General features: G+C 68.2%; 11 protein-coding genes. All 11 read left to right on the top strand.

Annotation, left to right across the window (positions count from 1 at the left end; translation table 11 throughout):
• The first annotated feature begins 36 nt into the window (after positions 1–36).
• The 11 genes from HTY53_RS01755 (at position 37) to HTY53_RS01705 (ending at position 13,939) form a co-directional block, all read left to right on the top strand.
• On the top strand, positions 37–1,491 hold the full coding sequence (locus HTY53_RS01755) for a UDP-N-acetylmuramoyl-tripeptide--D-alanyl-D-alanine ligase (RefSeq protein ID WP_174104689.1): 1,455 nt from the start codon (positions 37–39) through the stop codon (positions 1,489–1,491).
• A 95-nt stretch (positions 1,492–1,586) separates the two neighbouring features.
• Positions 1,587–2,756 (top strand): phospho-N-acetylmuramoyl-pentapeptide-transferase, encoded by a 1,170-nt coding sequence (gene mraY / locus HTY53_RS01750; RefSeq protein ID WP_174104643.1) that lies wholly within the window; start codon positions 1,587–1,589, stop codon positions 2,754–2,756.
• A 91-nt stretch (positions 2,757–2,847) separates the two neighbouring features.
• Positions 2,848–4,395, top strand: a complete 1,548-nt coding sequence (murD, locus tag HTY53_RS01745; RefSeq protein WP_174104642.1) for a UDP-N-acetylmuramoyl-L-alanine--D-glutamate ligase — start codon at positions 2,848–2,850, stop codon at positions 4,393–4,395.
• A complete protein-coding gene (gene ftsW, locus HTY53_RS01740; protein ID WP_174104641.1) occupies positions 4,392–5,660 on the top strand; it encodes a putative lipid II flippase FtsW in 1,269 nt (422 codons plus the stop codon). Before murD ends, ftsW begins: the two co-directional genes overlap by 4 nt.
• A 109-nt stretch (positions 5,661–5,769) precedes the next feature.
• On the top strand, positions 5,770–6,846 hold the full coding sequence (gene murG, locus HTY53_RS01735) for an undecaprenyldiphospho-muramoylpentapeptide beta-N-acetylglucosaminyltransferase (protein ID WP_174104640.1): 1,077 nt from the start codon (positions 5,770–5,772) through the stop codon (positions 6,844–6,846).
• A gap of 43 nt (positions 6,847–6,889) precedes the next feature.
• Positions 6,890–8,395 carry a UDP-N-acetylmuramate--L-alanine ligase gene (gene murC / locus HTY53_RS01730; protein WP_238512808.1) on the top strand — a complete coding sequence of 502 codons (1,506 nt, stop codon included), beginning with the start codon at positions 6,890–6,892 and terminating at the stop codon, positions 8,393–8,395.
• Positions 8,392–9,384, top strand: coding sequence for a D-alanine--D-alanine ligase (locus tag HTY53_RS01725; protein ID WP_174104639.1), 993 nt, complete (start codon positions 8,392–8,394; stop codon positions 9,382–9,384). The genes murC and HTY53_RS01725 overlap by 4 nt, the downstream gene beginning before the upstream one ends.
• Before the next feature lie 47 nt (positions 9,385–9,431).
• Positions 9,432–10,364, top strand: a complete 933-nt coding sequence (locus HTY53_RS01720) for a cell division protein FtsQ/DivIB (RefSeq protein ID WP_174104638.1) — start codon at positions 9,432–9,434, stop codon at positions 10,362–10,364.
• Positions 10,361–11,593, top strand: a complete 1,233-nt coding sequence (gene ftsA / locus HTY53_RS01715) for a cell division protein FtsA (RefSeq protein ID WP_149316571.1) — start codon at positions 10,361–10,363, stop codon at positions 11,591–11,593. Before HTY53_RS01720 ends, ftsA begins: the two co-directional genes overlap by 4 nt.
• Before the next feature lie 171 nt (positions 11,594–11,764).
• On the top strand, positions 11,765–12,958 hold the full coding sequence (gene ftsZ / locus HTY53_RS01710) for a cell division protein FtsZ (RefSeq protein WP_174104637.1): 1,194 nt from the start codon (positions 11,765–11,767) through the stop codon (positions 12,956–12,958).
• 474 nt (positions 12,959–13,432) lie between these two features.
• Complete coding sequence (locus HTY53_RS01705) at positions 13,433–13,939, top strand: peroxiredoxin (RefSeq protein ID WP_174104636.1); 507 nt, start codon at positions 13,433–13,435, stop codon at positions 13,937–13,939.
• Positions 13,940–14,026: the final 87 nt, after the last annotated feature.

Genomic DNA, 14,026 nt, shown 5'->3' with positions numbered 1-14,026 from the left:
AACGGCATGACGGCAACGGCCGAACCAGAACAGACGATGACCGACCTGCAGCAGGCCGCGGGCTGGATCGCCGGCGCGCACATCGAAGGCGATGGCGCGCGGCAATTCACGCGCGTGCACACCGACAGCCGTACCGTCGAGCCCGGCGATCTGTTCGTCGCGCTGCGCGGCGAACGCTTCGATGCGCACGACTTCATTGCCGACGTGGCCGCCAGGGGCGCCGCCGCGGTGCTGGTTGAGCGGGATGTCAGCGCCGCCGCACCGGGTTTGCCGGCAATCGTCGCGCCGGACACGCGCGTCGCGCTGGGCCAGCTCGGCGCCGGCTGGCGCGCCCGCTTCACGCTGCCGACGGTGGCCGTGACCGGCAGCAACGGCAAGACCACGGTCAAGGAAATGATCGCGGCGATCTTCGCCGCGGCGGTCGGCGAGCCGCAGCGGCTCGCCACCGGCGGCAATCTGAACAACGACATCGGGCTGCCGCTGACGGTGCTGCGGCTGCGTCCGAACCACCGGCTGGCCGTGCTCGAACTCGGCATGAACCATCCGGGCGAAACCGCGACGCTGGCGGCGATCGCGCAGCCGACCGTGGCGGTGATCACCAACGCGCAGCGCGAGCACCAGGAATTCATGGTCAGCGTCGAGGCCGTCGCGCACGAGCACGCCAGCATCCTGGCCGCGCTGCCGGCCGACGGCACCGCGGTGTTCCCGCTCGACGCGGCCAGCGGCGGCGCGCATGCGGACATCTGGCGCGCCGCGGCGGGCAGCCGGCCGGTGCTGACCTTTGGACTGGCCGAAGGCGGCGACGCCAGGCAGGCCGGCTTGAGCGCCGACCTGAATGCCGACGTAAGCCCCGACGTGACCGCCGAAGTGAGCCTCGACGACGGCGTGCAGCGCCTGCAGGTGCGCGCGCCCGGCCGTGCCTTCGAGGTCCGGCTGGCGCTGCTCGGCATGCACAACGTGCGCAACGCGCTGGCGGCAATCGCCTGCGCGCTGGCGGCAGGCGTCGAGGTCGAGGCGATCCAGCGCGGACTGGGGAGCTTTGCGCCGGTCAAGGGCCGGCTGCAGGTCAAGCGGGCCGCCGCCGGCACCGTGGTGATCGACGACACCTACAACGCCAACCCCGACTCGATGCGCGCCGCCATCGACGTGCTGGCCGGCTTCGCGCCGCCGCGCGTGCTGGTGATCGGCGACATGGGCGAGGTCGGCGATCAGGGACCGGCGTTCCATGCCGAGATCGGTGCCTATGCGCGCGCGCGCGGCATCGACACGCTGTGGGCGACCGGCGAGGCGTCGCCGCACGCGGTGCGGGCTTTCGGCGAGGGTGCCCGGCACTTTGCCGGCGCCGACGAGCTGGCGGCGACGCTGGCCGCCGACGCCGATGGCACCGTCGCCCGGGCGAGCGCGGTGCTGGTCAAGGGCTCGCGCTTCATGCGGATGGAGCGCATGGTCGAAGCGCTGGTGACCCCGCAGGCGCCGGCGAAGAAGGGTTGAAGCTGAACGGCAGTGAAGCTTGACGATTGATTGAAATTGTCCGCCAAGCTCCTGAACAAGGGGGCGGCGGCAGCAGACTGGGAAACCGAAGAACGATGTTATTGGCCCTGGCCCAATGGCTGCAAGATGACTACAGCTTCCTGCGGGTCGTCAACTATCTGACCTTCCGCGCCGTGATGGCCAACCTCACGGCGCTGGTGATCGGCCTCGCGCTCGGTCCGTGGGTGATTCGCAAGCTGACCGAGATGAAGATCGGCCAGGCGGTGCGCACCATCGGCCCGCAGACCCACCTGGTCAAGTCCGGCACGCCGACGATGGGCGGCGTGCTGGTGCTGCTGTCGATCGGCATCTCGACGGTGCTGTGGTGCGACTGGGGCAACCGCTTCGTCTGGGTGGTGATGCTGGTGACCTTCGGCTACGGCGCGATCGGCTGGGTCGACGACTACCGCAAGGTGGTCTACCGCGATCCGCGCGGCATGTCGAGCGGCGAGAAGTATTTCTGGCAGACGCTGATCGGGCTGGTGGCCGCGGTCTATCTGGCCTTCTCGATCTCCGAGGCCAGCAACGTCAAGGTGTGGGAGCTGTTCCTGAGCTGGGTCGAGGGCGGGCTGTCGCTGGACATGCCCTACAAGTCGAACCTGCTGGTGCCCTTCTTCAAGGAGGTCAGCTATCCGCTGGGCGTGGCCGGCTTCATCGTGCTGACCTACTTCGTGATCGTCGGTTCGAGCAACGCCGTCAACCTGACCGACGGCCTCGACGGCCTGGTGATCATGCCGGTGGTGCTGGTCGGCAGCGCGCTCGGCGTGTTCGCCTACGTGATGGGCAACGCGGTCTACAGCAAGTACCTGCTGTTCCCGCATATCCCGGGCGCCGGCGAGCTGCTGATCTTCTGCTCGGCGATGGCGGGCGCGGGGCTGGCCTTCCTGTGGTTCAACGCGCATCCGGCGCAGGTGTTCATGGGCGATGTCGGCGCGCTGGCGCTGGGCGGGGCGCTCGGCACCATCGCCGTGATCGTGCGCCAGGAGATCGTGCTGTTCGTGATGGGCGGCGTGTTCGTCGCGGAAACGGTATCGGTGATGCTGCAGGTCACGTGGTTCAAATTCACCAAGCGCCGCTATGGCGAAGGGCGGCGGCTGTTCCGCATGGCGCCGCTGCACCACCACTTCGAGCTGAGCGGCTGGAAGGAAACGCAGGTCACGGTCCGCTTCTGGGTGATCACGCTGATGCTGGTGCTGATCGGGCTGTCGACGCTGAAGTTGCGCTGAAGTTGCGCTGAAGCCGGCTTGAAACGGGATCGAAGCAGAACGCCTGCGGGCAAGTTGAATCGACGACAGGAAATCAAAGGCAGGAAACGAAGTGTTTGGCGAGTTGCAGACCCCTCATGTGCTGGTACTGGGCCTCGGTGAATCGGGCCTGGCGATGGCGCGCTGGTGCGGCCGGTATGGCTGCGCGCTGCGCGTCGCCGATACCCGTGCGGCGCCCGCCAATCTGGCCTTCCTGCAGGCCGAACTGCCGTCGGCCGAATTCGTCGGCGGCGCGGCCTTTGCGTCGGCGGTGCCCGCGCTGCTCGACGGCATCGGGCTGATCGCGATCAGCCCGGGGCTGTCGCCGATGGAAGCCGATACCGGCGCGCTGCTCGACGCGGCGCGCGAGCGCGGCATCCCCGTGTGGGGCGAGATCGAGCTGTTCGCGCGCGCGCTCGCGCATCTGCAGGCCGAAGCGGGCTACGCGCCGAAGTTGCTGGCGATCACCGGCACCAACGGCAAGACCACGACGACCGCGCTGACGGGCCGGCTGGTCGAGCGCGCCGGCAAGACCGTCGCCGTGGCGGGCAATATCAGCCCGTCGGCGCTGGACAAGCTGTCGGCCTGCATCGCCTCGGCCACGCTGCCCGACGTCTGGGTGCTGGAGCTGTCGAGCTTCCAGCTGGAGACCACGCACACGCTGGCGCCGCACGCGGCCGCGGTGCTCAACCTCACGCAGGACCATCTGGACTGGCACGGCACGATGCAGGCCTACGCGGCCGCCAAGCAGCGCATCTTCGGCCCGGGCGGCAGCGACGGTGCTCACTGCGTGCAGGTGCTGAACCGCAACGACCGGATGACGATGGAGATGGCGCGCCCCGGCAGCGTGCCGGTGACCTTCGGCACCGATCTGCCGGAAGTGCCGGGCAGCTTCGGCATTCTGCGCGAGGGCGGCATGCCGTGGCTGGTGCTGGCCGAGCCCGACGGCGAGGCCGACGAAGCGAAGCCGCGCCGCCGCAAGAGCGCCGCCGCCGGCGACGACGCGGCGCCGGTGCCGGTGCGGCACAAGCGCCTGATGCCGGCCGATGCGCTGCATATCCGCGGCATGCATAACGCCACCAACGCGATGGCGGCGCTGGCGCTGTGCCGCGCCATCGATCTGCCGATGAACGCGCTGCTGCACGGCCTGCGCGAATACCGCGGCGAACCGCACCGGGTCGAATGGATCGCCACCATCGACGACGTCGAGTATTTCGACGACAGCAAGGGCACCAATGTCGGCGCGACGGTCGCCGCGCTGTCGGGGCTGGACAAGCGCGTGGTGCTGATCGCCGGTGGCGAGGGCAAGGGTCAGGACTTCTCGCCGCTGGCCGCGCCGGTCGCGCAGTACGCGCGCGCGGTGGTGCTGATCGGCAAGGCCGCCGGCGAACTGCGTGCCGCGCTCGAGGGCACCGGCGTCGCGCTGCTCGATGCGGGTTCGGAGGAGGGCGCGCTGGAAGCCGCGGTGCGGCTTGCCGCCGAACAGGCGCAGGCCGGTGACGTGGTGCTGCTGTCGCCGGCTTGCGCGAGCCTGGACATGTTCCGCAATTACGTGCACCGCGCGCAGGTGTTCCGCGCCGCGGTCGAAGAACTGGCGCTGTCCCGGGGGATCATGCCATGAGCGAGATGCAGGCAGAGCGCCAGGCCAAGCGCAGCGGCTTCGTCGGCGCCACCATCGTCGGCGCGACCATCGGCAACGCCTGGGAAGGGCTGCGCGATGCGGTGTCGGGCGTCAAGCCGACCCGCTCGCGGATGATGGAGTACGACCAGCCGCTGCTGTGGGTCGCCATCGTGCTGCTGTCGCTCGGTCTGGTGATGGTCTATTCGGCGACCATCGCGCTGCCCGATTCGCCGCGCTTTGCCAATTACCGCGAAAGCCATTTCCTGGTGCGCCACGCGTTCTCGCTGCTGATCGGCCTGGGCGTCGGGCTGCTGGCGTTCCAGATCCCGGTCAAGTACTGGGACCGCTATGCGCCCAAGCTGTTCGTACTGGCGCTGATCCTGCTGGTGATCGTGCTGGTGCCCTTCATCGGCAAGGGCGTCAACGGCGCGCGCCGCTGGATTCCGCTGGGCCTGATGAACTTCCAGCCGTCCGAACTGATGAAGCTGGCGGTGGTGCTTTACGCGGCGAACTACACGGTGCGCAAGCAGGAATGGATGCAGAGCCTGGGCAAGGGCTTCCTGCCGATGGGCGTCGCGGTGGCGGTGGTCGGCATGCTGCTGCTGCTCGAGCCCGACATGGGCGCCTTCCTGGTGATCGCCGCGGTGGCGATGGGGATCCTGTTTCTCGGCGGCGTCAACGGCAAGCTGTTCGGCGCGCTGGTGGCGATCGCGGTCGGCACCTTCGCGTTGCTGATCGCGGTATCGCCGTGGCGGCGCGAGCGGATCTTCGCCTATCTCGATCCCTGGCGCGAGGAATACGCGCTCGGCAAGGCCTATCAGCTGACCCATTCGCTGATCGCCTTCGGCCGCGGCGAATGGGCCGGGGTCGGGCTGGGCGGCAGCATCGAGAAGCTGCACTACCTGCCCGAGGCGCATACCGACTTCATCCTGGCCGTGATCGGCGAGGAGCTGGGCTTCATCGGCGTGTTGACCGCCATCGTGCTGTTCTACTGGCTGGTGCGCCGTGCCTTCTCGATCGGCCGCACCGCGCTGCAGCTGGACCGCACCTTCGCCGGACTGGTCGCCAAGGGCATCGGCATCTGGATCGGCTGGCAGGCCTTCATCAACATGGGCGTGAACCTGGGCCTGCTGCCGACCAAGGGCCTGACGCTGCCGATGGTCAGCTATGGCGGCTCGGGGATCCTGATGAACTGCGTCGCGTTGGCGCTGCTGCTGCGCATCGATTACGAAAACCGCGTATTGATGCGTGGAGGGAAGGTATGACCGGAACGCAGCAATACGCGGTTTCGGCGCAGGCTAACTTCCCGCGCCAGCGGGAAGTTAAGCGCAGCGGCCGTAGCCACAATCGGGTGTTGATGCGTGGAGGGAAGGTATGACGGCCGCGCAGCAGCGCACCCTCCTTGTGATGGCGGGCGGCACCGGGGGCCATGTGTTCCCGGGGCTCGCCGTCGCGCATGCGCTGCGCGCGCAGGGCTGGCGTGTGGTCTGGCTCGGCAACCGTACCGGCATGGAAGCGACGCTGGTGCCGAAGCACGACATCCCGATGGAGTTCATCCAGTTCGGCGGGCTGCGCGGCAAGGGACTGCTGACCAAGCTGCTGCTGCCGTTGAACCTGCTGCGTGCGTTCTGGCAGAGCATCGGCGCGCTGCGCCGGGTGCGCCCGAGCGTGGTGCTCGGCATGGGCGGCTATATCACCTTCCCGGCCGGCATGATGGCCTCGCTGCTGGGCCGGCCGCTGGTGCTGCACGAGCAGAACTCGATCGCCGGGCTGGCCAACAAGGTGCTGGCCAGGGTCGCCGATCGCGTGCTGTGCGCGTTCCCGCAGACGCTGCCCGGCGCCGAGTGGACCGGCAATCCGGTGCGCGAGGAAGTCGCGGCGCTTACCGAACCGGCGGCGCGCTACGACGGCCGCCAGGGTCCGCTGCGGCTGCTGGTGGTCGGCGGCAGTCTCGGCGCGGCCGCGCTCAATTCGGTGGTGCCGCAGGCGCTGGCGCTGCTGCCCGAAGGCGAGCGGCCGCTGGTGCGGCATCAGGCCGGCGTCAAGCAGATCGACACGCTGCGCGCGAACTACGCAGCGGCCGGGGTCGCGGCCGATGCCGTGCCCTTCATCGACGACATGGCGCAGGCGTATGCCGAAGCCGATCTGGTGATCTGCCGCGCCGGCGCGATGACGGTATCGGAAGTGGCCGCGGCCGGCGTGGCCGCGCTGTTCGTGCCGTTCCCGCACGCAGTGGACGACCACCAGACCACCAATGCGCGCTTCCTGTCGGAACAGGGCGCGGCGCTGCTGGTGCAACAGAATGCATTGACCGCGGAAGGGCTGGCGCAGACGCTGGCGCAGCTGTCGCGGCCGCAATTGAAAGAGATGGCGCAGCGTGCGCGCGGACTCGCCAAGCCGGATGCGACCCGGCGCGTGGCGCAGGTCTGCAGCGAGCTGGCCAGGGATTAGCACGGGGAACCGAGGGATCGAGGTCCACCGACAAGCAGAATTCATGAAGCATATCGTCAAGAACATCCACTTCGTAGGCATCGGCGGCGCCGGCATGAGCGGCATCGCCGAGGTGCTGCTCAATCTCGGCTACCGAGTGTCCGGTTCCGACATGGGCAGCAACGCCGCGACGCGCCGCCTCACCGCGCTGGGCGCGACGGTGATGCACGGCCATGACGCCGCGCATATCGCCGGCGCCAACGCGGTGGTGGTGTCGACCGCGGTCAGCGGCGACAACCCCGAGGTGCTGGCCGCGCGCGCCAAGCGCATTCCGGTGGTGCCGCGCGCGGTGATGCTGGCCGAGCTGATGCGCCTGAAGCAGGGCGTCGCGATCGCCGGCACGCACGGCAAGACCACCACCACCAGCCTGGTGGCGTCGGTGCTGGCCGAAGGCGGGCTCGATCCGACCTTCGTGATCGGCGGCCGGTTGAACTCGGCCGGCGCCAACGCGCGGCTCGGTACCGGCGACTTCATCGTCGCCGAGGCGGACGAATCGGACGCGTCGTTCCTGAACCTGTTCCCGGTGATCGAGGTGATCACCAATATCGACGCCGACCATATGGACACCTACGGGCACGACTTTGCCCGTCTGAAGCAGGCCTTCGTCGAATTCACGCAGCGGCTGCCGTTCTACGGCATCGCGGTGCTGTGCGTCGACGATCCGAACGTCAGGGAGATCCTGCCCTTCGTGTCCAAGCCGGTGGTGCGCTACGGCTTTGCCGAAGACGCCCAGGTGCGCGCGGTCAATGCGCGCGCCGTCGACGGCCAGATGCACTTCACCGTGCTGCGCCAGCTGAACAACCATGCCGAGCCGCCGCTGGACGTGGTGCTGAACCTGCCGGGCCTGCACAACGTGCAGAACGCGCTGGCGGCGATCGCCATCGCCACCGAGCTGGAGGTGCCCGACGCCGCCATCGTCAAGGCGCTGCGGGAATTTCACGGCGTCGGCCGGCGTTTCCAGCGCTACGGCGAGGTGGCCTGCGCCGATGGCAGCGGCACCTTCACGCTGGTCGACGACTACGGCCACCACCCGGTCGAGATGGCGGCGACGCTGGCCGCCGCGCGCGGCGCGTTCCCGGGCCGCCGCCTGGTGCTGGCCTTCCAGCCGCATCGCTTCACGCGCACGCGCGACTGCTTCGAAGACTTCGTCAAGGTGCTGGGCACCGTCGACGCGCTGCTGCTGGCCGAGGTCTATCCGGCCGGCGAGGCGCCGATCGTCGCGGCCGACGGCCGTGCGCTGACGCGCGCGCTGCGCGTGGCCGGCAAGGTCGAGCCGGTGTTCGTCGAGCAGATCGACGACATGCCGCAGGCGATCCTGGACGCCGCGCGTCCCGGCGACGTGGTGGTGACGATGGGCGCCGGCACGATCGGCGCGGTGCCGGGCCTGCTGGTGTCGGGCCAGGCTGGCGCGTCGGCGGCCACCGCACATCCCCTTTCGCAACCCGCTGCCCAGTCAGCGTCGCAACAACCAGCGCAAGCGGCCGTGCCGCAAGCCGGAGGCCAGGCATGAGCTTCGTCCCCAATCCTCAAATCGATCCGAAGACGCTCGGCAAGGTCGGCGTGCTGATGGGTGGCCGTTCGGCCGAACGCGAGATCTCGCTGCTGTCGGGGCAGGGCGTGCTCGCCGCGCTGCAGTCGCGCGGCGTCGACGCGCATGCGTTCGACCCCGGCGTGCGCAACGTCGCCGAGCTGGCGACGGCCGGGTTCGACCGGGTCTTCATCGCGCTGCACGGCCGCTACGGCGAGGACGGCACCATGCAGGGCCTGCTCGAGCAGCTGGGCATTCCCTACACGGGCAGCGGCGTGCTGGCCTCCGCGCTGGCGATGGACAAGCCCGCCACCAAGCGGGTGTGGAGCACGCACGGGCTGCCGACCCCGCGTTTCGCGATGCTGACCGCCGACTGCACCGAGCGCGAGTTCGATGCGGTGGTGGCCGACCTGGGGCTGCCGCTGATCGTCAAGCCGGCGCGGGAAGGGTCGTCGATCGGCCTGACCAAGGTGACGGACGCCGGCCAGATGCGCGCCGCCTACGAGAAGGCCGCTGCGCTGGACAACGACGTGATCGCCGAAGCGTTCATCGACGGCGCCGAGCTGACCTGCCCGATCGTCGGCGAAGGCCGCGACGCGGTGGCGCTGCCGGTGATCCGCATCGTCGCGCCCGACGCCAACTACGACTATCAGAACAAGTACTTCACGGACGTTACCCAGTACCTGTGCCCCGCGAATCTCGGCGACGAACTCGAGCAGCGCGTGCGCAGCCTGGCGGTCGAAGCCTTCCGCGTGCTGGGCTGCCGCGGCTGGGCGCGCGCCGACGTGATGCTGACCGCGGACGGCCAGCCCTACCTGCTTGAGATCAACACCTCGCCCGGCATGACCGGCCATTCGCTGGTGCCGATGTCGGCGCGCGCGGCCGGCATCAGCTACGAGGACTTCGTGCTGCAGGTGGTCGCCGCGGCGACGCTGGACCTGCATCCGAACGAGCACTGGAAACCCGAGTAAGCCCCGAACAACCCGTACAACGAAGCCATCGCGCCTTCCGAACCGACATGTGGCACAACGCACGCCTGCTGAACCTGATCGCCACCACGCTCTACGCCGTGGTGGTGGTGATGGCGCTCGCGGCCGGCCTGATGTGGCTGGCGCAGCGGCCGGTGTTCGCGATCACCCATGTCGAGCTCGCGCCGATGTACGGCGGCGCGCTGCGCCACGTCAACGCGCCGGCGGTGCGGGCCAACGCGCTGGGCAAGCTGTCGGGCAATTTCTTCACGCTGGACCTGGACGCCGCGCGCCAGGCCTTCGAGTCGGTGCCCTGGGTGCGCAAGGCCAGCGTGCGGCGCGAATGGCCGAGCGGCCTGACGGTGAAGATCGAGGAACACGAGGCGCTCGGCACCTGGGGCGCGCCCGATACCGGGCGGCTGATCAATACCTATGGCGAGCTGTTCGTGGCCAATCCCGCCGAGGCGGAAGAGGACGCACGGCTGCTCGCGCTCGATGGCCCGCCCGGCAGCGAAGCGGAGGTCGTCGACAAACTCGAGATCATGCGCGACTGGTTCCGGCCGTTGAAGGCCGAGCCGCTCGCGGTGACGTTGTCCGGGCGTTACGCCTGGCGGGCCAGGCTGTCCAACGGCATGGTGGTCGAACTGGGACGGGAACAGACCGACCTTGACCGGATGGCGATGGAGGAGCGCGTCAAGCGTTTCGTCATCGCCTGGCCGCAGGTGACGGAGCAGTGGGGCAAGCAGATCGAGTACGCGGATTTGCGCTATCCGAACGGGTTTGCCATCCGGGCAGCCAATGTGCGCTTCCTGACCGAGGCCCAGGCGGCAGCCGCCGCCAAGGCACGCGAACAGGGGACGAGCAATGCGAGCGGTGCCAACCGTGCCAGTGCCAATGCCAATGCCGGCGGCGCGAAGCGTGGCCCGGCTTCCAACAACAATCCGACGCGACTGAGAAAAGAGAACGCGGAGAAAACCCGATGAGCAAGGAATACAAGGACCTGTTGGTTGGTCTGGACATCGGCACCTCGAAGGTGGCGGCGGTGGTCGCGGAATTGCGCCCCGACGGCAGCTACGAAGTGATCGGGATGGGCCAATCCGAGTCCAAGGGGTTGAAGAAAGGGGTCGTGGTCAATATCGAGGCCACCGTGCAGTCGATCCAGAAGGCGCTCGAGGAAGCCGAGCTGATGGCCGACTGCAAGATTTCGGAGGTCTTCACCGGCATTGCCGGCAGCCACATCCGCTCGTTCAACTCGAGCGGCATGGTGGCGATCAAGGACAAGGAGGTGACCCAGACCGATGTGGCGCGGGTCATCGAGACGGCCAAGGCGGTCAATATCCCGACCGACCAGCAGATCCTGCACATCCTGACCCAGGAATTCATCATCGACGGCCAGGAGGACGTGCGCGAGCCGATCGGCATGAGCGGCATCCGTCTGGAGGTCAAGGTCCATATCGTGACCGGCGCGGTCAGCGCCGCGCAGAACATCGTCAAGTGCGTGCGCCGCTGCGGGCTGGAGGTGCACGACCTGATCCTGCAGCCGCTGGCCTCGAGCCTGGCGGTGCTGACCGAGGACGAAAAGGAGCTCGGCGTGGTGCTGGTCGACATCGGCGGCGGCACCACCGATATCGCGATCTTCAGCGAAGGCGCGATCCGCCATACCGCGGTGATTCCGATCGCCGGCGACCAGATCACCAACGACATCGCGATGGCGCTGCGTACGCCGACGCCCGATGCCGAGGACATCAAGATCCAGTACGGCATCGCCAAGCAGGCGATCGCCGATCCGGAGGAAATGATCGAGGTGCCGGGTGTGGGCGATCGCGGCACCCGCACGCTGTCGCGCCAGGCGCTGGCGGCGGTGATCGAGCCGCGCATCGAGGAGCTGTACTCGCTGGTGCATCAGGTCGTGCGCGAGTCCGGCTACGAGGAATTGCTGTCCTCGGGCATCGTGATCACCGGCGGCACCGCAATGATGCCCGGCATGGTGGAACTGGGAGAGGACATCTTCCTCAAACCGGTTCGGGTTGGCGTTCCCGAGTACCGCGGCAATCTGCACGAGGTGGTCAAGAGCCCGCGCTATTCGACGGTGATGGGCCTGCTGCTGGAAGGCCGCGTGCAGCGGATGCGCGGACGCAAGGTCGCGGTGCAGAGCGGTTCGGTCAAGCAGATCTGGACGCGCATGAAGGAATGGTTCGTCGGCAATTTCTGATTGGCCGGCACGAATTGAATTGAATTGGCGACGCGTCGTCGCCGACTGTCCACCGTGGCGGGCGCGGCGCGTTGATGGAGCAGTTTCTTTCTTTTGGTTCTTTGTTCAGGAACCAAGGGTTGCGGCGGGGAGGCCGCAGCGTTTGGCGACTGATTTTTCTCGGAGGCAGTGATGGACTTTGACATGATCGAATCGGAAATGCAGGACGGCACCATCATCAAGGTGGTCGGCGTGGGCGGCGCGGGCGGCAACGCCGTGCAGCACATGATCAACCGCGGGGTGCAGGGCGTCGAATTCATCTGCATGAACACCGATGCGCAGGCGCTCAAGCGCTCGACCGCGGCACGCGTGCTGCAACTGGGCAATACCGGCCTGGGCGCCGGCGCGAAGCCGGAGGTCGGCCGCACCTGCGCCGAATCGGCGCGCGAACAGATCGCCGACGCGCTGCGCGGCGCGCATATGGTCTTCATCACTGCCGGCATGGGCGGCGGTACCGGTACCGGTGCGGCGCCGATCGTGGCGCAGGTCGCCAAGGAGATGGGCATCCTGACCGTCGGCGTGGTCAGCAAGCCGTTCGACTTCGAAGGCGCGCGCCGCGCGAAGGTTGCCGAGCATGGTTCGGCCGAGCTGGAGAACAACGTCGACTCGCTGATCGTCGTGCTCAACGAGAAGCTGTTCGAGGTGATGGGCGACGACGCCGAGATGGACAAGTGCTTCCAGTGCGCCGACGACGTGCTGCATAACGCGGTGGCGGGCATTGCCGAGATCATCAACGTGGACGGCCTGGTCAACGTCGACTTCGAAGACGTCAAGACCGTGATGGGCGAGCAGGGCAAGGCGATGATGGGGACGGCCACGGTGTCGGGCGTCGATCGTGCGCGCCTGGCCGCCGAGCAGGCGGTCGCCAGCCCGCTGCTGGAAGGCGTGGATCTGTCCGGCGCGCGCGGCGTGCTGGTCAACATCACGGCCAGCCGCTCGCTGAAGCTGTCGGAGACCAAGGAAGTCATGAACACCATCCGCAGCTATGCCGCGGAAGATGCCACCGTGATCTTCGGTACCGTCTACGACGACTCGATGGGCGATGCGCTGCGCGTGACCGTGGTCGCTACCGGCCTGGGCCGCGCCAGCAAGAAGCAGCAGCCGATGACGCTGCTCAAGACCGGTACCGACAATATGCCGGTGCAGATGATGGCCGGCCTGCAGCATGGCTCGGCGCTGCACAGCACGCCGGACTACAGCGGCCTGGATACGCCGGCGGTGTTCCGCAGCTCGCGCGAAACCGCGTCGGCGCACGTGGCCGCGCTGCAGGAGAAGGGCGTCGACACCTACGACATCCCGGCCTTCCTGCGCAAGCAGGCGGACTGAGAGCCGGCACGGCGAGAGTCGACCGATATAGCCGACCGCATTGCCGGCAGTTTGCCGGCCGCGCATCCGCGACAGCGGGGCACGATGGGCGCTCCCCATCCGCCCGTGCCGCGCTACGGATGACGGCCGCCTGCCGCTTGCGGGACCGGCGAGGTTGACGCGCCCGCTGTCCTCCGTCCGCATCCCGTGCCGGGACAGGCGCGCCGCCGGCCGCCTCCCCGGACTGGTCTCCCGCCGTATCCCGGCCGGGATGTGCCTTCCGTCCGCGCGGCGAGTGCAAGCTCGCCGCGCCTGTTTTTGTCAGTTCTGCTTGCCTGCCTGTCGGCATCCGCTGACAGCCTTGCGCGCCGCCGTCTCACTTGGGATGCCGGTGGCCGGCAACTATGATGCAGACTGGGTTTGGCCACGGCGTTCGCTGTCGTTCGCTGATGTTCGATGTGGACGCCCACGCTGTGGCTGCCTGAGGAAATTGCCATGATCGAAATCGGTGCACGCGTGCCCGACGCGACGCTGTACGAATACTTCGAAGTCGAGGCCGGCGGCTGTGCGCTCGGTCCCAACGCCTTCTCGGTGGCAGACCTGGCTCAGGGTCGGCGCATCGTCGTGTTCGGTCTGCCCGGGGCATTCACGCCGACCTGTTCCGCACGCCACGTGCCCGGCTTCGTCGAGCAGGCCGACGCGCTGCGCGCCGCCGGCGTCGACGAGATCTGGTGCGTGTCGGTCAACGATGCCTTCGTAATGGGCGCATGGGCGCGCGAGCAGGGCACCGCCGGCAAGGTCCGGATGCTCGGCGACGGCAGCGCCGAATGGACGCGTGCGCTCGGTCTTGAACAGGACCTGGGCAAGCGCGGCATGGGTGTGCGTTCGCTGCGCTACGCGATGGTGATGGACGACGGCGTGGTCACGCACCTGGCCGTCGAAGCTCCGGGCGAGTTCAAGGTCAGCAGCGCCGAAGCGGTGCTCGCGATGTTGCGCGGGTAAGACGGCGTTCTCTGACTCTGGCGCGGGTAGGGGGAGCGAAAGCGGCGCTATTTGTGACTTGAATGCCGCTTATTCGACGTTTCCCGA

It is taken from the genome of Cupriavidus gilardii (assembly GCF_013314895.1).
Taxonomy (GTDB): domain Bacteria; phylum Pseudomonadota; class Gammaproteobacteria; order Burkholderiales; family Burkholderiaceae; genus Cupriavidus; species Cupriavidus gilardii_C.
Note: the sequence above shows the minus strand (reverse complement) of the source record. Positions and strands in the feature narration are given on the sequence as shown.